Genomic DNA, 21,170 nt, shown 5'->3' on the forward strand with positions numbered 1-21,170 from the left:
CTTACCCTTTTTCAATAGGGGCAAATTGTGCTAGCAATCGCTTAATACCAATAGGTTGTGGAAAGGCAATATCTAGCTCTGTACTATCACCCTCACCTTTTACACTAACAACCATACCTGTTCCCCATTTTTTATGGATTGCTTTGTCTCCAGCTTTCCAGCCAAATTGGTCACCACCTGTTGTTTGTAAACGAGCAGTTGCAGGCTGTGTTTTCTGAACCGCTCCAAGTGTACGTTTTTGATAGCCACCTGTAGAACGATTACTTGAGGCAAACGGAACCTCAGGCTTCGAACCACCTTTGGATATTGATTCTGTAATATCTTCTGAAATTTCACCTAGGAAACGAGAAACATTATTAAAGCTAGAACGACCAAAAATCGTACGGCTTTGTGCACTCGTTAAATATAAACGTTCCTCGGCCCGCGTCACGCCGACATACATTAATCGTCTTTCTTCTTCCATTTCATCCATATCATCAAGTGAACGAGAATGTGGGAAAATATTTTCCTCCATTCCAATGATAAAGACGATAGGGAATTCTAAGCCCTTTGCAGCATGCATCGTCATCAAAATAATGTTGCCCTTTGATGTGTCATCTTTATCAAGTGCATCAATATCTGCAATTAGCGCTAAATCTGTTAAAAAGGCAATTAAGCTTTTATCTTCACTGCGCTCTTCAAAAGCCTTTGTTACTGATAAAAACTCTTCAATATTTTCTAAGCGGCTTTCCGCTTCAATCGTCTTTTCATTTTGTAGCATTGCTCGATAACCAGATTTGTCAATGACCTGCTCTACAATTTCTGTCACCGATAAATATTCTTGCATCTCTGTAAAGCCTTTAATCATTGCATAAAATTGCTCAGCTGAATTAGCAGCCTTCCCTGAAAGACCCATGAATATAAGATCATTCATAGCATCAAAAATAGAGCGCTCCTGTTCAATCGCATAGCGCGCCATTTTTTCAAAGGAAGTTGCACCGATACTACGCTTTGGCTCATTAATAATACGTGCGAGTGATAAATCATCATCATTATTGGCAATAAGACGCAAGTAGGCAAGTAAATCCTTAATCTCTTTACGATCATAGAACTTAGTACCACCAACTATTTGATAAGCCATATTGGACTTAACAAGCACTTCCTCCATCACACGGGACTGAGCATTTGTACGATATAATATCGCAAAGTCATCAAATGAACGATTATCCTTTTCAATAAGCTGTTGGATTGTTTGTACAACGAATTGCGCTTCCTCTTGCTCGTTATAAGCTTTGTACAACACGATTTTTTCACCTTCTGCATTTTCTGTCCGCAGTTCTTTCGGATAACGTGTTGTATTATTTTGAATGACGTCGTTTGCCGCTTGTAGGATGCGTTTTGTTGAACGATAATTTTGCTCAAGCATAATGGCCTTAGCATTTGGATAATCCTTTTCGAATGAAAGAATATTGCCAATATCTGCTCCACGCCAACGATAAATCGATTGGTCTGAATCCCCTACAACACAAATATTTTTAAATTTCTTGGCAAGCAACTGAACGAGTAAATATTGGGATTTATTCGTATCCTGATATTCGTCCACATGAATATATTGGAATTTATTTTGGTAGTATTCAAGCACTTCTGGTACACGATTGAATAATGTAATAGTTGTCATAATTAAATCATCAAAATCGAGTGACTGATTGCGGCGTAGTCTTTTTTCATAACCTTTATAAACACGGGCAATCGTTTTTTCGTAAGGATTATTTTCATTGATTTGACCTGCATAATCGTCCGCAGTTTTACATTCGTTTTTTGCTGAACTAATCGCATTTAAAATCGCACGAGGTTCAAAACGCTTCGTATCAATATTTTCATCCTTCATAACATTTTTAATAACTGATAGCTGATCAGTAGAATCTAAAATTGAAAAGTTACGTGATATCCCAAGCTGATCAATATTGCGTCGCAAAATACGCACACACATTGAGTGGAATGTAGATACCCACATACTATCGCCAGCTCCGTTACCTAGTATGCCATCTATACGCTCACGCATTTCACGTGCAGCTTTATTTGTAAATGTGATAGCTAAAATCTTTGATGGGTATACTTCTTTTTCGATTACTAAATATGCTATACGATGTGTCAATACACGTGTCTTTCCTGATCCAGCACCCGCCATAATTAGAAGCGGTCCCTCAGTTGTTTTAACCGCATTTTCCTGCTCAGGATTCATACCTGCTAATAAGTTTTTCGTTAATTGCTCCATTTCGCACCGCCTTACAAACGTTTGTTCTTAAATTATATCGTATTTTTTACAGCCTTAACAGTCGCAAGTGCAGCTTTTAAATCTTCGTATATAATATTACCAACTACTACTGTATCTGCATATTTTGCCATTTCTGCTGCTTGCTGAGCAGATGTAATGCCGCCACCGTAAAACAGTCGCGTATTTTTCAGTTCATTTTTCACAGCACTTACAACCTCAATATCGCCATAAGTACCGCTATACTCTACATAAAATACAGGTAGTCTAAAGAAATTTTCAGCCATACGTGCGTAAGCAACAACATCATCAATGGATAAATCCGTTTTCGCATTCGTTACTTCAGCTACTTTACAATTCGGGTTTAAAATACAATAACCTTCAGCGACTAATTCATCCCATACCATAATATCTCCATATTCTTTAATTGCTTCATGGTGTAAATTTTTAATCCACTTTGGATCATCACTATTCAACACGGTTGGAATGAAATAATAGTCATAGCCTGGTGTTACTGAATCAATCGCAGAAATTTCAAGCGCTATTGGCACTTCAAAACGTCTTACACGAACAAGTAAATCTAATACACCATCCAAAGTTACACCGTCTGTTCCGCCAACTATAATAACATCTGTACCTGATTCACAAATTTTTTCTAGCGCCTCATCTGATAAATCTTTAGCTGGGTCTAGCTTGAACACATGTCTCCATTCTAAATAATCCATCTATTTTACCACCTATCATTTTCTATCTATTCGTTTACAAGTATAGCTTATGACTGTCTACAAAAAAATGAAAAAGACTGGGTAATAGCTCTACCCAGCCCTTTTACCTACTATTCTTTTGGTGCTTGAAACGGCTTTTCATCTGGATACAAACGACCTAACATTTCATCATATGTATCATTCCCGTAATCAAAGCAACGACGTACACGTGAAATAGTTGCTGTACTTGCACCTGTTTCCTTCTTAATAGATTCGTAGGTTTTCTTTAAACGTAGTAAATGCGCGACCTCAAAGCGTTGTGCCAGCGATTGAATTTCACTAATCGTACATAAATCATCAAAAAATTTATAACATTCTTCGATGTCTTTCAGCTCTAACACTGCTTTAAATAATTGATCTGTTTGATGCCCTCGAATTTTTTCGATTTGCATGCAATCTTCCTCCCTTTAAGGCTGCGTTTTCACCATTGCTTGTAACCCTGGTGAAGTTGGTACGAAATTTACCCAAGACTTCCCTGGTACTAGCTTCACAAGCTCCCCAGTCTCTTCTACAGCCATTGGTATTCCATCAATATTAGCCCATTTGACTTCTCTCATATTGCCATTTTGAAATACATACGCATTTCCACCAGAAGTTAAATCAATTTCTTGGCGCCCCTCATTATCAATCGTTCGATGTTTCATTTCAAAAAATAGCACATTTGAAAATGATAATGTGTCGCCTGTTAACATATCCTTTGTGTCAACGCCAGCCGATTGTCGTCCATAACGATTACTTTGCTTATCATACAAATACGAATTATGGAAATACTCACTATTTCCGTAGTAAATGTCAACTCGACTTGTTTCATTGCCTATTTTACCACGTTCATCGGGTTCATAAAAAGCCTCATGTACTTTTTCATGGTAACTCATTGAAGCGCCCACTTTTTTCGCACCATTTAATATACTTTCAGACGTAATATACGAGTTGTGTGGGGCAACACGGTCTTTTGAACGTTTAAAAAGTGTGCCATCATAATCCATACCATTTATATTGTCGACTACATTATTAGTAAGCATCGATTTGGCCTCCGGGCTATAACCATGTGCTACGTAAAATGCACCATAGCCTTTCGCAAGATCTACAAAATAAGATCGAGCACTACGAACAGGCCCTACATTTTCTGGCAGTTCACTTTGATAAACTGCTAATAAACGTGTAACATTGCCTTCTGCTAGCATTTCATAAACAATATCTGCTGCTTCTATCCCTGATTGCGGACGTGCTTTCGGGTGATTATTAACTGTAACAATTATTGGACGCTGCGTAATTTCTTCCTTCACAGCTTCACCTGTTAGCGGTGCAACAAACGCGCCTTCTTTAACTGGCTCTTCAATAGCAGTTCCATCGTCAACTTTGCTCGTATCATCATTCTTTCCTTCCGACGAATCTTTTGAACATCCTCCTATCAGTAAGGTACTAAAAGCCATTGCGATAAATAATTTCTTCGATTTGAACACAAGCATTACTCTCCTTTTATCAATTACATCTACCATAGGGAAACTTTAATTAACGCATCACTGCTGGTAATAATAACTTATTCTTCATAACATCAAAAATCCCTTTTGGCGTAATACGGATATATGGTAAATGTGTCGATTGTAAGAATAGTAAAGAGTAAATTGCGTCCCCTAAGTGGTAACCACGTTCCGCTAATGCTTGTTTTAAGAACTTCTCTTTTTCTGCTAGCTCCTTTACATCTCCATCATATAAAAGACCGCCAATTGTTAAAGGAACAGCAGCAATTACCTCGCCTTTTTCAACGAGGACAATACCACCACGCATTGCCTTCATTTCCTCAAAGGCTTTAATCATATCGTCTTTATTTTTTCCGATTAGTAAAATATCGCCTGTATTCGAATAAGATGAGGCAAACCCTTGAACACTAGTAGCAAAACCTTTAATCATCGTGTTAACATGCCAATTACCGTCTCTATTCAAAAGCATTAAATAACATTCATCATGATCTGCAAGCTGCCCTTCTCTAGTAATGAATGAGTTATATGGTTTCGTAATAACATCATTGACTAACTCAATTCCAAACGGCATCGAGAATTGAAAATCATGAGACGTTAATGAAAAATCTAAGTCAAATGCAGGTAACGCTGAATAATCAATTGTCGCAAGTTTCTGCACTTGTATACCATCACGTTTTAACCAAACACCCTTCGATAATACACTTTCAGGAACTGGGTGCCATTCATCTTGCAAAATATTTAGGGAAGCAAATCGACCCGTTGCGATAAAGCCATGTAAGTTGGACATATTATAATAGCGTGCAACATTATAAGAAGCCATTTGATAAGCATCTAGCGGTGCTACACCTGCATCTAAAGCTACTTGAATACATTTATCCATCACACCATCCTCATGGAAAGAAGGTGGTGAGCCATCTGTTGTCATCATTAAATGATCAAAAATAGGTAGTTCTTTTTCAACTATTCCCTTTAATAAATTAGGTAGGTCTGGACGTATTGAAGAATGACGTAGTGTTACAGCATATCCTTGCATAATACGTCGCTCTACCTCTTCCACTGTCATAGCTTCATGATCACCATCTGCACCAAGTAGCTTCATACGTGCTAAAGTTCGTTCCGATGCTCCAGGGAAATGCCCTTCTATTTTTTTCCCGTAGCCCTTAGCCATTTGCATACGATAGAGCATTTGGTCATCCCCATGTAACAATCTTGGCCAGCCCGTTAATTCTCCTCCAAGTAAAACATCATCACGTTCTAGCCATTCTAAAATGGACGTATTAGAAAAAATCTCTTCCTCCTGTTCCATTTCAGTTTGCGAATCAAAACGAGTCCACCAATAAAATGAAAACGGTAGCTTTTTCAAATCATCTAGTATTGAAAACGCTTTCTTATTTTCTAAAGATAAAACGAAGCTTAAATTATCTGAAATAAAAGTTGTAGTACCTAGCTGTCCACAAAAATCAGCAAAGGATTGCGGATGGTATAACTGGAACGGATGAACATGCGGCTCAATATATCCCGGTACAATTGTTTTATTCGTACAATCAACCACTTCTGTCCCTTCTAATAACGGAGGCATTCTATCACCAGCATAGACAATACGATCTCCTAAAATCCAAATGTTCCCTACTATCCATTTTTTGAGCATGCTATGTAAATAACGTGCATTTGTTAATACAATATCCGGTGCTTTTTTTCCATCAATTACTGCTAATTGCTGACGTAATTCTGTAATTTTCCATACTGGATCCATTCTATTCGCCCCTTCCTAAATTACGTAAAATTTCATTGTGTAAATCCTACGTGAAATCACATACTACTACTGCATAAACGCAATTTTTCATGAAATTAATGCTTTATGCAATCATCTTGTTTCAATCGTAACACAGCACTTTCATAAAACAAAGTGCACCCCGCTTTATTTTTCCCACAATGACTAAAGGAGGAAATATTATGATGCAAGAATCAAATTTAAGCGAAAAAAATGCCTTTTGTCGCTTTGCCATGGGGGCAGGTTTAACGGCATTCGGTATCGCTAAAATCTCAAGAAATCCTGAATGTACGAAAGGTCGATTGATGATTGCATTTGGTGCCTTAAAAATGGCTGAAGGTATCTTTAAGTATTGCCCAACCAAAGCTTTACTGGGCTCTAGTCTGGAGAGTGCTATGGGCAACAGCAACAACAATAGCACCAGCAACTCTTCTATGCAAAGTATGTTCAGCGGCCAAAATTCTATGTCATCTGAACAAATCGATAAACTCATGAAGGATTTCTCCTCTGCTATTTCTGGAAATACGTCAGGATCAAACGCAACAGCATCAAAGCAATCTGACTCCAGCACTTCAAATCAACATTCCTCAGAAAGTAAAAATTCTACAACTAAAGCACAAAATCCTTCTTAGTCAAAGGAGCCGTCTCAACTGTATTGTTGAGACGGCTCTCACCCTTTTCATTCATACGTTTGAAAACAATAAGAAGTTTCACAGTATGATTAAATTATTTAATTTAGGTACTCTACCCAATTCGAAGGCTCTGATTTCCGCTACGGGCTACTCGCTTTCCTGCGGGCGAGCGTCGAGCCGCTTCCTTCGCTACGCTCCGTAATTTAATGAAAGTGCGTTATTTAGTAGTCTAAAATGCAACCGAGGTTCTTCTAATTAGGATTTATACTAAAAGTTTGGGACGACATTTATTAAAACATTCGCTATGTAAATAAGTTGATTGGAGTGGAGACTGGGCGGCTCATCGGACGCCCCCAGGAAGCTTTGCTCTGTGCGAAAGCGAAGCGGCAGCTACAAATGTTTTCTGTAGCGAAAGCGAAGCGGCAGCTACAATGCGCCCAGTCGGAACGGAAATCAACCCCACGCTATGGTGATAAAGCAAAATGTAAATAAATTATCCTTTTATCGGGCAATTATTAATTTCTATATTGCCCTACTCCATCCGCCTGATATTTGTTTTATCAGTTACGCAATTACTTCTTAAACGTACGCCAGCCGATATCTTTGCGGTAGAAGAATTTGTCCCATTTTTCAGTTGCAATGCCTGCGTATACTTTTTCTTGTGCTTCTTGTAAAGTAGATGCCTTTGCTCCAACTAATAAAACTCGGCCACCGTTACCAACAAAGTTCTCATCTACAAGCTTTGTACCTGCATGGAATACCGCGTGTGAAGCTGATAGAGCTTCTAGGTTAGGTAATGCATTTCCTTTTTCAACATCCCCTGGATAGCCTTCAGCGGCGATTACTACACCTAGCATTGCTTCTTCAGACCATTGCAAATCAAATGGCTTTTCATCCATCAATGCAGTCATAAATGCGCCAAAATCGGATGCCATACGTGGTAAAACTACTTGCGTTTCAGGATCTCCAAAGCGTGCATTAAACTCAATCACTTTAGGACCATTTTTCGTTAATATCAAGCCTGCATATAAAATACCGGTAAACGATACTCCATCTGCCTCCATACCTTTCACTGTCGGTTCAACAATCGTTTTATATGCATCATCCACTACTTCTTGAGAGATTTGGGGTACTGGCGAATAAGCTCCCATCCCCCCTGTATTTGGTCCTTGATCGCCGTCATAAGCACGTTTATGGTCTTGAGCAATCACCATTGGATAAATCTGGCCTTTATGGACAAAGGACATAAAGGAGAATTCTTCACCGTCTAAGAATTCTTCAATGACAACTCGAGAAGAGGATTCACCAAAACGTTGGTTCCCAATCATATCCTCTACAGCTTCAATTGCTTCATCTTCGGTCATTGCTACAACTACACCTTTACCAGCCGCCAAGCCGTCTGCTTTGATAACGATTGGTGCACCTTGCTCTTTAATATATATAATAGCCTTGGCAGCTTCAGTAAACGTTTCATGGACAGCAGTTGGGATTTTGTATTTATTCATAATTTCTTTCGCATATGATTTACTGCTTTCGATTTGTGCTGCTGCCTTTGTTGGACCAAATACTCGTAAACCAATAGCAGTAAAGAAATCCACTATGCCTTCTGCAAGTGGTTGCTCAGGTCCTACAAAAGTTAAATCTACTGCATTTTCCTTTGCAAATTGTGCAAGACCTGCAAAATCCATAGTATCAATAGCAACGATTTCTGCATCGCTTTTCATGCCATCATTACCAGGTGCTACAAATACTTTACTAACAGATGGTGACATACTAAATTGTTTGGCGATAGCGTGCTCTCGACCGCCGCTTCCAATGACCATTACTTTCATTTTAGAGAATCCTCCTCTTTGTGCGTAAAACCGAGATGTTGCCCATCTCGGTCAAGTTTTTGAATATATTAGTGCTTGAAATGACGTACGCCAGTGAATACCATCGCAATGCCGTATTCATTTGCCTTATCGACTGAATCCTGATCTTTGATAGAGCCACCAGGTTGAATAATGGCTGTAATACCGGCCGCTGCAGCTGCTTCAACAGTATCGCTCATTGGGAAGAATGCATCTGAGGCTAGTGCTGCGCCTTTTGCTTTTTCGCCTGCTTGCTCAAATGCGATTTTAGCTGCGCCAACACGGTTCATTTGACCAGCACCAACGCCAAGTGTCATTTGAGAATCTGTAACGACGATTGCATTAGATTTAACGTGCTTCACAACTGCCCAGCCAAGCTGTAATGCTTCCCATTCTTGTGCTGTTGGTTCACGGTCTGTGACAACTTTAATATCTGCATTAGAAAAGCCGTAGCGATCTGGTTCTTGTACAAGAAGGCCACCTTCAACTGATACAACATTGAATTTGTCTTGTTTTGCTTGCTCAAAAGGAATTGTTAATAAGCGAATATTTTTCTTCTTCGTTAAAATATCAAGTGCTTCTTGAGAGAAAGCAGGCGCAATGATAATTTCTAAAAAGATATGGCTTAATTTTTCAGCAGTTGCTGCGTCTACTTCCATATTTAAAGCAATAATACCACCGAAAATAGATGTTGGATCTGCTTCATACGCTTTATCAAACGCTTCCTCTAATGTTGCGCCCGTTCCAACGCCACAAGGGTTCATATGCTTTACAGCTACTGCTGCGGGCATTTCAAACTCTTTGACAATTTGCAACGCGGCATTCCCGTCTTGAATATTGTTGTATGATAATTCTTTACCATGTAATTGCGTAGCATAGGCTAATGAAAAATCTGAGCCTAGTCGTTTTTGATAGAACGCTGCTTTTTGATGAGGATTTTCACCATAGCGTAAGTTTTGTTTTAATTCAAATGTCATTGTTAAGCTCTCTGGGAACTCTTCTTCTGTTAAGTAGTTTGATATATATGAATCATAAGCGGCTGTGTGACGGAAAACTTTTGCAGCTAACTTACTACGTGTTTCAATTGTCGTTGCACCATTAGCTTTAAGCTCCTCTAATACGTTCGCATAGTCATTGCTATCCACAATTACTGTTACATATTGATGGTTTTTTGCTGCAGAACGTAACATTGTTGGACCACCGATATCAATATTTTCGATAGCGTCATCCCATGTTACATTAGGCTTTGAAATTGTTTCAACAAACGGGTAAAGATTGACACAAACAATCTCAATTGGCTCAATTCCATGCTCATTCATTTGTGCTTGATGAGAAGCATCGTCAAACTTTCCTAATAGTCCACCGTGAATCATTGGATTTAAAGTTTTTACACGACCATCTAAAATTTCCGGGAATTTAGTTACTTCATCTACTGCTGTTACGGCAACATTATTGTCTTGTAACATTTTTTTCGTACCACCAGTTGATAAAATTTCATAACCTAATGCTACTAGTTCATTTGCAAATTCTAAAATACCATCTTTATTGGAAACACTGATTAATGCACGTTTTGTCACAACGAAATCCTCCTAATTTTTAGGATCACCACTAAAACGGTAGTTGATTTCGGCTCCGGCTGGGCGCGTTCCACCGTCGCTTCGCTTTCGCTAAATAGCAAAGCTTCCTGAGGGCGTCCGATGAGCCGCTTCACTCGAAGGCGTTATCACAGGATGTGATGCTTTTAGCCTTCGTTCCTCTATCGCTAATCCCTAAGGAGTCGCCCATCCCCCACTCCAATCAACTTATTTACATAGTAGACGTTTTAATTTAAAAGTCATTTACAACTTTTGGTGGTGAACCAATTTTTATCGTGTTTGCCACGAATATGTCTTGCTAGTATTGGTGGGACAGAGTTAGGTTTTGATCTTTTGTAGTAGACCTAACTCTCTCTCATCAATCCATTATTTTAATAATTGCTGTAAAGCTTTTGTATAAAGTTCATGCTCTTCCTTATGAATGGCCTTTTCTGTTGCCTCACGGTCACCTTCAACAACTTGAACTGCCGATTGGGCAATAATAGGTCCCGTGTCCATACCTTCATCTACAAAATGGACGGTTACACCTGTTATTTTGACTCCGTGTTCCATCGCTTGACCAATAGCATCTTTACCAGGGAAAGCCGGTAATAGTGAAGGGTGAATATTCACGATGCGCTGTGGGTATGCAGTTAGTAATACTTCACTAATTAGGCGCATATAACCTGCAAGCACAATCCATTCTACATGACAGTTATGGAGTGCCTCGATAATAGCCGTCTCATAATCTGCTTTTGAAGAAAACTCTTTCGGACTTAAAGCTAGCACCGGAATACTATAGTTCTCAGCACGTGTCACTACAAATGCACTAGGCTTGTCTGTGACAACAAGTTCAATTTTTGCATGTAGTTCACTACGTTCAATTGCCTCTTGAATAGCTTGAAAGTTACTGCCGCTACCTGAAGCAAAAACGGCAATTTTAGTTGGTGCAGTCATTACACTAAACTCCCATCATGTGAGCCATTGAATACAACACCCTCGCCTTTCACAACGCGACCGATTTTGTATGCTTTTTCACCATTTGCTTCTACTGTAGCAAGTACTTTATCTACTTCATCTGCAGGTACAGCTAACACGAAGCCAATCCCCATGTTAAAGACATTATATAAATCCTTGTCCTCTAACTGGCCTTTTTCTTTTAAAAACTCAAAAATACGTAAGATAGGCCAAGAACCTAAGTTAATTTCAGTTGCTAAACCTTCTGGCATCATACGTGGTAGGTTTTCATAAAAACCACCGCCAGTTACATGGGCACAGCCATGAACGTCTGCTACTTTTAAAGCTCCAAGTACAGGTCTTGCATATAATTTTGTTGGCACTAACAGGGCTTCCCCTATAGGACCAAGATCCTCGTAGCCTTCCACAATCGAATCAACAGCGTAATGATTATCTGCAAAAACAATTTTTCGCACTAATGAGTAACCGTTTGAATGCACCCCACTTGAAGCAATACCAACAAGCACGTCACCCTCTACGATTTTCTCACCTGTTACGATAGCTGATTTTTCACAAGCTCCTACCGCAAAACCAGCTAAATCATACTCATCTTCTTCGTAAAGACCTGGCATCTCTGCAGTTTCTCCACCGATTAATGCCGCACCAGATTGCACACAGCCATCTGCAACGCCCTTTACGATTTGCTCAATTTTCGCTGGCTCTGCCTTGCCAAGGGCTACATAATCTAAAAAGTACAATGGTTCAGCCCCTTGCGCTACGATATCATTGACACACATCGCTACACAGTCCACACCAATCGTGTCGTGCTTGTCCACCATAAACGCTAGCTTTAGTTTTGTCCCAACGCCATCAGTACCTGAAATTAGTACAGGTTCCTGAAGATTTAGTTCTGACAAGTCAAACATACCGCCAAAACCACCAAACGTGCCCATCACACCTAGACGGTTTGTTCGTTCAACGTGAGACTTCATTCGTTTTACGGCTTCGTAGCCTGCTTCTATATTTACACCTGCTTGTTCATATGCTTTTGACACGCAGAGTTCCTCCTTATCATCAAATCGCCTTGGCACATCTGAATCTAGATTTTGTTATTTATAGCTAGACGTGTTTAGATGTTTTTCTTAACGTAATAGTTCTTTTTCATGTGGTAAGATTGTATCTGGAAAAATTTCTGTAGGATATTTACCTGTAAAACATGCTAAGCATAATCCACGGTTTTCATCCTCATATGGTCTTGCAATCGTCTCCACCATACCTTCAACAGAAAGGAATGTTAGGGAATCAGCTCCTATAGCATCACGGATTTCATCTACATTGTGGCTAGATGCAATCAATTCTTCATGTGTGGAAGTATCAATACCGTAATAGCAAGGATCCGTCATCGGTGGTGAAGAAATGACAACATGTACTTCTGCCGCCCCTGCATCTTTTAACATTTTTACAATACGTCTTGAAGTTGTACCGCGAACGATTGAATCGTCCACCATCACTACACGTTTACCTTTTACGACTTGAACAACAGGAGAAAGCTTCATTTTCACACCGCGTTCACGTAATTCCTGTGTTGGTTGGATAAATGTACGCCCTACATAACGATTTTTAATAAGACCTAGCTCATATGGAATGCCACTTTCCTCTGCAAAGCCAATTGCCGCTGAAATACTTGAATCAGGGACACCTGTTACAACATCAGCTTCAATATGTGCACATTCTCGAGCAAGCTGTTTGCCCATACGTTTACGCGCCATGTGGACGTTTATACCATCAATATCAGAATCGGGACGTGCTAAATAAACGTACTCCATCGCGCACATTGCCCGTTTATCCATCTCTACAAAACGATCAGATTTTACACCCTCATCGTTAATAATTAATAACTCACCAGGTTCAACAGATCGAACAAATTCTGCACCTATTAAATCAAATGCACAAGTTTCAGAAGCTACAACCCAGCCATCTCCTAGCTTCCCAAGAGATAATGGACGTAAACCATGTGGATCACGTGCAACAAGCATTTCATCTTTAGTCATAATTAAGAACGAATATGCGCCCTTTAATAAAGATAGGGCATTTTTCACCTTCCCACGGAATGGTGAATGCGAGCTTTTCTTAATAAGATGCGCTAGCACTTCAGTATCAGAGCTAGAATGGAAAATACTACCTTGACGCTCTAAATACTGTTTTAAGTGCGTGGCATTGACTAAATTACCGTTATGAGCAATTGAAAGGCTACCAGTTGAGGAGTGAAATAATAACGGCTGTACATTTTCAATACCGCCCCCTCCAGCAGTCGTATAACGGACATGAGCAATTGCTGCTTTTCCGTCCACTGCCTTTAATTTCTCTTCGTTGAAAACATCATTCACTAGTCCTTCGCCTTTCACCGCGCGAAGATGCTGACCGTCAGAAACGACGATCCCAGCGCCTTCTTGGCCACGGTGTTGAAGAGCATGAAGCCCGTAATAACTAAGGTGTGCTGGATTTGAGTTACCCCAAATACCAAACACCCCACATTCTTCGTTTAAGCCTCTGAGTTCAGCAAGCATGGGATTGCTCCTTTCCAATTAGAACGGAATTCCTCCACTGTACCTTCTACAAGCACACCGTTGTCACCGTCGATTTTAACAAGCGCATCGTTTGTTACGACACCGATTTTCATTGCGTCTTTTACAATTTCTACAAATGCAGCTACATTTTCTTCTTTCACTGTTACAACAAAACGAGATTGTGTTTCACTGAATAATGCTGTTGTAGCAGAGCCTGTTAATGTTACATCAAGACCTAAGCCATTTGCGCCAAATGTTGTTTCAGCAAGCGCTACTGCAAGACCGCCTTCTGCTACATCATGTGCAGATTGTACGATGCCTGCTTTAATCGCTTTAAGCAATGCTTCTTGACGTGCGGCTTCAATCTGTAGGTCAATCGCTGGTGCTTTCCCTGAAATAACCCCATTATTTAATAATTTTTGAAGCTCCGAACCACCGAACTCAGTTTTTGTATCGCCGATCACAAATACTACATCACCAGCAGCCTTTACTTCTTGAGTTGTCACATGTGCTAAATCTTCAATTAGTCCAACCATACCGATTGTTGGTGTTGGATAAACCGCTTCGCCAGAACGCTCGTTATAAAGAGAGACGTTACCGCCGATTACTGGTGAATTCAATGCTGTACAAGCGGCTGAAATACCATCAGCTGATTTTTCAATTTGCCAGAAAATTTCTGGTTTCTCAGGATTACCGAAGTTTAAGCAGTCAGTAATTGCTAATGGTGTACCACCCGTTGCCACGATATTACGAGCTGCCTCTGCTACAGCAATGGCACCGCCTACCTCTGGATCTAGGAAAATATAACGAGAGTTACAGTCAGTAGTCATCGCTAATCCTTTGTTCGTACCGCGTACGCGGATAACGGCCGCATCAGAACCTGGTGCAACGACTGTTGATGTACGTACTTGATAATCATATTGATCGTAAACCCACTCTTTTGAAGCAACTGTTGGTGCTTTTAAAAGTGCATTTAATGTTTCTTTGTAGTCTGTTACTACTGGCTCTGTGTTTTCCATCGCTTGGAACTCAGCATAGTAAGCAGGCTCTGCAGATGGTTTATGATAAACTGGTGCATCTTCTGCAAGTGCATCAGCAGGTACTTCAGCTACAACTTCGCCATTATGTAATAGGCGTAGCATTTTATCATCCGTCACGCGACCAATTGCCACAGCATCTAAGTCATATTTCTCGAAAATCGCTTTAATTTCATCTTCGCGACCTTTTTTCACAACAAGTAGCATACGCTCCTGAGATTCAGATAGCATCATTTCATATGCTGTCATGCCTGTCTCACGTTGAGGTACTAAGTCTAAGTTCATTTCTACACCAGAGCCAGCCTTCGAAGCCATTTCTGCTGATGAAGAAGTTAGACCAGCAGCACCCATATCTTGAATACCTACTAGCGCGTCAGATTTTACAACTTCTAAACATGCTTCAAGTAAAAGTTTCTCCATAAATGGATCTCCTACTTGAACTGCTGGACGTTGGTTCTCAGATTCTTCTGTTAACTCTTCAGATGCAAATGTTGCACCGTGGATACCGTCACGGCCTGTTTTAGCACCCACATACATGACTGTATTCCCTACACCAGCCGCGATTCCACGTTGAATATCTTTGTGGTCGATTAAACCTACACACATTGCATTCACTAGTGGGTTACCTTCATAGCAAGGATCGAATTGAATTTCGCCACCGACTGTAGGAATCCCGATACAGTTACCGTAACCAGCGATACCAGCAACTACTTCTTCAAATAAATATTTACCACGTGCTGATTTTAATTCGCCAAAGCGTAGTGAGTTTAGCATCGCAATTGGACGTGCACCCATTGAGAAAACGTCACGGATAATACCACCAACTCCTGTAGCAGCACCTTGATAAGGCTCAATTGCTGATGGGTGGTTATGTGATTCCATTTTAAATACAACTGCTTGTTCGTCACCAATATCAACGATACCAGCACCTTCACCTGGACCTTGTAAAACTTGTGGACCCTTTGTAGGGAATTTACGTAACACTGGTTTTGAATTTTTGTATGAGCAGTGCTCAGACCACATTACGGAGAAAAGACCTGTCTCTGTCCAGTTTGGTAGACGTCCTAAAATACCTTCTACCATTGCAAATTCTTCGTCTGACATCCCCATACCAGCGTATAACTTTTGCTCTTTAATTTGCTGTGCTGTTGGCTCAAACTTAGTTGTTGACATGATTTTCCCTCCACTGCTTCACAATTGATTTAAATACTGCTAGACCGTCTGCTCCGCCCACCAGTGCATCAACAGCTCGCTCTGGGTGAGGCATCATCCCTAGTACATTGCCACGCTCGTTTGTAATCCCTGCGATATCTTCTAAAGAACCGTTTGGATTTTCGCCTGAATATGTGAACACGATTTGATTGTTATCTTTTAATTGTTGTAAAGTTTCCTCGTCACAGTAGTAGTTACCTTCACCGTGAGCGATTGGGATATTGATTATTTGACCTAGCTCATATTGGTTTGTGAATAATGTATTATTGTTTTCAACTTTAAGCTGGATTGTACGGCACATGAATTTCAAATTTTTGTTACGAAGTAATGCGCCTGGTAATAAGCCTGCTTCAGTTAAGATTTGGAAGCCATTACATACGCCCAATACCGGCTTACCAGCATCTGCTGCCTTCTTAACCTCTGCCATAATATTAGATTGGTTGGCCATCGCACCACAGCGAAGATAATCCCCGTATGAGAAGCCTCCTGGTACTAAAATGCCATCAAAGCCACTTAAATCTGTTGCTGTATGCCATACATATTCTACTTCTTCACCTAGCTCGTCTTTAATCACATGATACATATCGATATCACAGTTTGACCCAGGGAAAACGAGTACTGCGAATTTCATGATTAGTTAGCCTCCTCGACTTCGTAGCGATAGTCTTCGATTACAACGTTAGTTAAAACCTTTTCACACATTTCTTTTACTAGAGTATCAATATCACGTTCTGTATCTTTAATTGCTAGTTCAAGATATTTACCGATTCGTAAATCTTCTACTTCAGCGTAACCCATTTTCACTAAAGAACCTTGTACAGCTGAACCTTGTGGATCAAGAATGCTCTCACGTAATGTCACGTAAATTTTAACTTTTTTCATTGTTATTTGCCTCCGAGTCTAGAAAGTATAATAGTATAAACTTCAGTTAAATTACCCAGGTCTCTACGAAAGACATCTTTGTCTAACTTTTGCTTTGTAGTTGCATCCCAAAGTCTACATGTATCTGGTGATATTTCATCTGCCAGTAGTACATTTCCGTCATTGTCACGTCCAAACTCTAATTTAAAGTCAATTAGTGTAACGTTGACATCTGCAAAAATAGGCTGTAAAACTTTGTTCACTACAAGTGCACCATCATAAATGGCTGTCACTTCCTCAGGTGTTGCAAGATCAAGTACGTCAATATGCTCCGTTGAAATGAGCGGATCGCCTAGCTCATCATCTTTATAATAAAATTCAACGATTGGGCGTTTTAATGGTGTACCTTCCTTAATGCCAAGACGTTTCGCTAAGCTACCTGCCGCTATATTGCGAACTACGACTTCAATTGGAATAATATCTACCTTTTTTACAAGCTGCTGCGTATCAGATAATTGTTTTACGAAATGTGACGCAATTCCGTTTGCTTGTAATTTTTCGAAAATTAAAGATGTAATGCGATTATTTAATACGCCTTTGCCTTCAATTTCTTCTTTTTTCTCACCATTAAACGCTGTTGCACTATCCTTGTATTCAACGAGTAACACATTAGGCTCCTCTGTTGAGTACAATTTTTTTGCTTTACCTTCATACAAAAGTTGACCTTTAGTCATTTCGTTACTCCCCCTGATATTATGAAATACACGCGTATTGTTCAGAATTGAATCGTACGTATACGATTCAATTCTGTAACATCCGCTAGTGACTCTACTCAATCCATTTCGCCTTGGCGTAATTGTAGCTGTCGCTTTGCTTTCGCATAGATAAACAAAGCGTGAAGATTGTTAGTTAAGACCAAGACGTTCAAAAATCATATCTACATGCTGTAAATGGTAGTTGTAGTCGAAGCAATCATCTAGCTCTTCCTTCGTTAAATACGATGTAATTTTTTCACTTGCATCGACTAACGTACGGAACTGAACTTGCTCGTCCCATGCCTGCATCGCTAAAGGTTGTACTGTATCATATGCTTCCTCACGCACTAACCCTTTATCGATCAGTGCTAATAAGATACGTTGAGAGTAAATTAGACCAAAAGTGCGACCCATATTACGTTTCATGTTTTCAGGGAATACTGTTAAGTTTTTCACAATGTTACCGAAGCGATTTAACATATAGTTAAGTGTAATCGTTGCATCCGGTAAAATAACGCGCTCTGCAGATGAATGTGAAATATCACGCTCATGCCATAATGCTACGTTTTCATAAGCCGTTACCATATAGCCACGCATTAAACGTGACATACCAACCATATTTTCAGAGCCGATTGGATTACGTTTATGAGGCATTGCTGACGAGCCTTTTTGACCTTTTGCAAATGCTTCCTCAACTTCACGTGTTTCTGATTTTTGCAAGCCGCGAATCTCTGTTGCAAATTTCTCAATGGATGTTGCGATTAATGCCAACGCACCTAAATATTGAGCATGACGATCACGTTGTAATGTTTGAGTTGAAATAGGTGATGCTGTAAGGCCTAATTTATCGCATACATATTGCTCAACTTTAGGATCAATATTGGCATATGTTCCAACTGCTCCAGACATTTTTCCTGTTTCAATTACTTTTGCTGCTGCTTCAAAGCGTTCTAGGTTACGCTTCATTTCTTCATACCATAAGCCTAGTTTTAAACCGAAAGTTGTTGGCTCAGCATGAACACCATGTGTACGTCCCATCATAACCGTATGCTTATGCTCTTTCGCTTTTGCTGCAATAATATCAATGAAATTCACGATGTCTTTGCGTAAAATATCATTCGCTTGTTTAATTAAATAAGAAAGAGCTGTATCAACTACGTCCGTAGAAGTTAAACCATAGTGCACCCATTTTCGCTCTTCACCAAGTGTCTCAGAAACGGCACGAGTAAATGCTACAACATCATGACGTGTTTCTTTCTCAATCTCTAAAATGCGATTAACATCAAATGAAGCATTTTCACGAATTTTAGCTACATCCTCTTTTGGGATGTCTCCAATTTCTGCCCAAGCCTCACATGCTAAAATTTCAACTTCTAACCAAGCTTGATATTTATTTTGTTCTGTCCAGATTGCGCCCATTTCGGGTCTTGTGTAACGTTCGATCATTGCGTTTCTCCTTCTATTCTGACCAAATGCCAGAACTCTCGATTTGTTGTAGTGTTTCTTCTAAGTTTTTTGTCATAATCGTTACGTGGCCCATCTTACGGTTCACCTTAGCTTCAGCTTTCCCATAAAGATGTATAGACCATTCAGGATATTTAGCAATTGAGTTACTAAGTGGCATGACATGCTGCCCTAAAACATTTACCATAATAGATGGTGCCCAAAGTTGTGGTTTACATAATGGCCAACCACAAATTGCACGTATATGCTGATGGAACTGTGAAACGTTACATGCTTCTATAGAATAGTGACCTGAATTATGAGGTCTTGGTGCTAATTCATTTATAACGATTCCACCGTCTTCTAATACAAACATTTCTACAGCTAATGTCCCTACTAAATTTAAATAATCAGCAATTTTCAAGGCTTCTCGTTCTGCAGACAAAGATGTTTCCTCTTTTATACGAGCTGGTACGATCGTTTCATGTAAAATTTGATGAACATGAATATTTTCTCCAACTGGCTGACAATATGATTCACCATTCCCGTTTCTTTGAACAATGACAGACACCTCTTTAACGAAAGGTACAAATCCCTCAACAATACATTGTGAATGGGAGAAAAGCCCTTTTGCTAACGGTAAGTCTTCTGTAGATTTTAAAAGCTGCTGCCCCTTGCCATCATAGCCACCTCTTGCTGTTTTGACTATACAAGGATAACTAATCCTATCAATATTGGCTAGTAATTCTTCATATGTATTTACAACCAAATAAGGGGCTACTGGACAACCTGCGTTCACTATCGCTTCTTTTTCAGTCACACGGTCTTGTGTGATGCGTACTAGCTCTGCTCCTTGTGGGACGTAAGCCATTTGTGTTAAACGTTTTAAGCCTTCATAATCGATATTTTCAAATTCATACGTTATAACGTCACTTACCTCTGCAAGTTCTTCTAAAGCTGACTCATCATCATATGGGGCTACAATACGTACATCCGCAACCTGTCCACCTGGTGAATCCATTGATGGTTCAAGAACGGCGATTTTAAAGCCTGCTTCTTTAGCAGCAAGTGCCATCATACGGCCAAGCTGACCTCCTCCGATAATGCCTATCGTCTGCCCGGGATAAATTATCTTTGTCACACTAAGTCACCTGTGCTTTCCAGTACTTGTTGCTTCGTGGCTTCACGTCTAGCATCTAGTTTATTAGCCAGCTCTGTATCTGTTGTCGATAAAATTTGCGCTGCTAGCAAGCCTGCATTCGTCGCTCCCGCTTTGCCAATCGCTACTGTTGCTACAGGTACACCGCCAGGCATTTGAACAATTGATAATAAAGAATCAAGACCGTTAAGAGCACGTGATTGCACAGGTACACCAATGACCGGTAACGTTGTTTTAGCTGCTACCATTCCAGGTAAATGCGCAGCTCCACCTGCACCAGCAATAATTACTTGAATACCTCGCTCACGTGCTGATTGTGCATACTCAAACATTAAATCGGGAGTACGATGTGCAGACACTACTTTTTTCTCGTACGGTACCTGTAATTCATCTAAAATATCACATGCATATTTCATTGTTTCCCAGTCACTTGAACTCCCCATAATGACACCGATTTTCGGATTCATGATTGTCGCTCCTTTTTAACGTTAGAAAAATGATCAAATATTTTATAGCTACTACAATTCTTTACTTTTTCTTTTTCATAACAAAGAAAATCCTCAAATAAACTACTCCCTACCATACACGTGAAAGCAGTTTACTTGAGGACTTATTATGAAAAGAATATGCAAATGGACATTTCTGCACATAAACCTTCCCGTAACATGCCAAAAGTGCTTTCCCGCATAGTCCAGCATTTACGGTGCCGGGTAGAGACACTAGAGCCAATCCTCTAGCATATATGTGGGATTTATTTGTTTTTCCTTCTCATATTTTAACAAGTCATTTCATTGTAGTCAACCAAAAATGCGAACATTTTATTTTAGCCATTTGCAAACGTTCGGATTTAAGCAAA

18 protein-coding genes and 1 riboswitch are annotated in these 21,170 nt (G+C 39.9%); of the genes, 1 reads left to right on the forward strand and 17 read right to left on the reverse strand.

Annotation, left to right across the window (positions count from 1 at the left end):
- Nucleotide 1: 1 nt before the first annotated feature.
- The 5 genes from pcrA to MY533_RS19250 all read right to left on the reverse strand — a co-directional run bounded on the left by pcrA (nt 2) and on the right by MY533_RS19250 (nt 6,249).
- Nucleotides 2-2,254 (reverse strand): DNA helicase PcrA, encoded by a 2,253-nt coding sequence (gene pcrA / locus MY533_RS19230; protein WP_248717213.1) that lies wholly within the window; start codon nt 2,252-2,254, stop codon nt 2-4.
- A gap of 32 nt (nt 2,255-2,286) precedes the next feature.
- Entirely contained in the window at nt 2,287-2,976 is a 690-nt protein-coding gene (locus MY533_RS19235; protein ID WP_132363472.1) for a heptaprenylglyceryl phosphate synthase, read from the reverse strand.
- A gap of 110 nt (nt 2,977-3,086) precedes the next feature.
- The gene (locus MY533_RS19240; RefSeq protein ID WP_004225717.1) at nt 3,087-3,407 is read right to left on the reverse strand and encodes a YerC/YecD family TrpR-related protein; all 321 of its coding nucleotides are present in this window, start codon (nt 3,405-3,407) and stop codon (nt 3,087-3,089) included.
- 15 nt (nt 3,408-3,422) lie between these two features.
- Nucleotides 3,423-4,478 (reverse strand): DUF3048 domain-containing protein, encoded by a 1,056-nt coding sequence (locus tag MY533_RS19245; RefSeq protein WP_371873271.1) that lies wholly within the window; start codon nt 4,476-4,478, stop codon nt 3,423-3,425.
- A gap of 49 nt (nt 4,479-4,527) precedes the next feature.
- Nucleotides 4,528-6,249, reverse strand: a complete 1,722-nt coding sequence (locus MY533_RS19250; RefSeq protein ID WP_248717215.1) for an adenine deaminase C-terminal domain-containing protein — start codon at nt 6,247-6,249, stop codon at nt 4,528-4,530.
- 200 nt (nt 6,250-6,449) lie between these two features.
- Here MY533_RS19250 and MY533_RS19255 point away from each other — a divergent pair, with 200 nt between their 5' ends.
- Complete coding sequence (locus MY533_RS19255; protein ID WP_132363478.1) at nt 6,450-6,899, forward strand: YgaP-like transmembrane domain; 450 nt, start codon at nt 6,450-6,452, stop codon at nt 6,897-6,899.
- A 572-nt stretch (nt 6,900-7,471) separates the two neighbouring features.
- Here the strand turns inward: MY533_RS19255 and purD are convergent.
- From purD to purE, 12 genes are all read right to left on the reverse strand, one after another.
- Entirely contained in the window at nt 7,472-8,731 is a 1,260-nt protein-coding gene (gene purD / locus MY533_RS19260) for a phosphoribosylamine--glycine ligase (protein ID WP_248717216.1), read from the reverse strand.
- Nucleotides 8,732-8,799: 68 nt separating this feature from the next.
- Nucleotides 8,800-10,326 carry a bifunctional phosphoribosylaminoimidazolecarboxamide formyltransferase/IMP cyclohydrolase gene (gene purH, locus MY533_RS19265; RefSeq protein ID WP_248717217.1) on the reverse strand — a complete coding sequence of 509 codons (1,527 nt, stop codon included), beginning with the start codon at nt 10,324-10,326 and terminating at the stop codon, nt 8,800-8,802.
- 384 nt (nt 10,327-10,710) lie between these two features.
- Nucleotides 10,711-11,280, reverse strand: coding sequence for a phosphoribosylglycinamide formyltransferase (gene purN, locus MY533_RS19270; RefSeq protein ID WP_248717218.1), 570 nt, complete (start codon nt 11,278-11,280; stop codon nt 10,711-10,713).
- Entirely contained in the window at nt 11,280-12,335 is a 1,056-nt protein-coding gene (gene purM, locus MY533_RS19275; protein WP_248717219.1) for a phosphoribosylformylglycinamidine cyclo-ligase, read from the reverse strand. The genes purN and purM overlap by 1 nt, the downstream gene beginning before the upstream one ends.
- A gap of 87 nt (nt 12,336-12,422) precedes the next feature.
- Nucleotides 12,423-13,847, reverse strand: coding sequence for an amidophosphoribosyltransferase (gene purF, locus MY533_RS19280; protein ID WP_248717220.1), 1,425 nt, complete (start codon nt 13,845-13,847; stop codon nt 12,423-12,425).
- Complete coding sequence (gene purL, locus MY533_RS19285; protein WP_248717221.1) at nt 13,823-16,057, reverse strand: phosphoribosylformylglycinamidine synthase subunit PurL; 2,235 nt, start codon at nt 16,055-16,057, stop codon at nt 13,823-13,825. Before purL ends, purF begins: the two co-directional genes overlap by 25 nt.
- Nucleotides 16,044-16,727, reverse strand: coding sequence for a phosphoribosylformylglycinamidine synthase subunit PurQ (purQ, locus tag MY533_RS19290; protein WP_248717222.1), 684 nt, complete (start codon nt 16,725-16,727; stop codon nt 16,044-16,046). Before purQ ends, purL begins: the two co-directional genes overlap by 14 nt.
- Nucleotides 16,728-16,729: 2 nt before the next feature.
- Nucleotides 16,730-16,978, reverse strand: a complete 249-nt coding sequence (purS, locus tag MY533_RS19295; protein WP_079562648.1) for a phosphoribosylformylglycinamidine synthase subunit PurS — start codon at nt 16,976-16,978, stop codon at nt 16,730-16,732.
- A 2-nt stretch (nt 16,979-16,980) separates the two neighbouring features.
- Nucleotides 16,981-17,691 carry a phosphoribosylaminoimidazolesuccinocarboxamide synthase gene (purC, locus tag MY533_RS19300; RefSeq protein ID WP_248717223.1) on the reverse strand — a complete coding sequence of 237 codons (711 nt, stop codon included), beginning with the start codon at nt 17,689-17,691 and terminating at the stop codon, nt 16,981-16,983.
- 171 nt (nt 17,692-17,862) lie between these two features.
- Complete coding sequence (gene purB, locus MY533_RS19305; RefSeq protein WP_248717224.1) at nt 17,863-19,158, reverse strand: adenylosuccinate lyase; 1,296 nt, start codon at nt 19,156-19,158, stop codon at nt 17,863-17,865.
- A gap of 13 nt (nt 19,159-19,171) precedes the next feature.
- Nucleotides 19,172-20,296 (reverse strand): 5-(carboxyamino)imidazole ribonucleotide synthase, encoded by a 1,125-nt coding sequence (gene purK, locus MY533_RS19310; protein ID WP_248717225.1) that lies wholly within the window; start codon nt 20,294-20,296, stop codon nt 19,172-19,174.
- Nucleotides 20,293-20,781 (reverse strand): 5-(carboxyamino)imidazole ribonucleotide mutase, encoded by a 489-nt coding sequence (gene purE, locus MY533_RS19315; RefSeq protein WP_132363500.1) that lies wholly within the window; start codon nt 20,779-20,781, stop codon nt 20,293-20,295. The genes purK and purE overlap by 4 nt, the downstream gene beginning before the upstream one ends.
- 200 nt (nt 20,782-20,981) lie before the next feature.
- A riboswitch (purine riboswitch) is annotated at nt 20,982-21,080 on the reverse strand.
- Between the last annotated feature and the right edge of the window lie 90 nt (nt 21,081-21,170).

It is taken from the genome of Lysinibacillus sp. Ag94 (genome assembly GCF_023242215.1).
Taxonomy (GTDB): Bacteria; Bacillota; Bacilli; order Bacillales_A; family Planococcaceae; genus Lysinibacillus.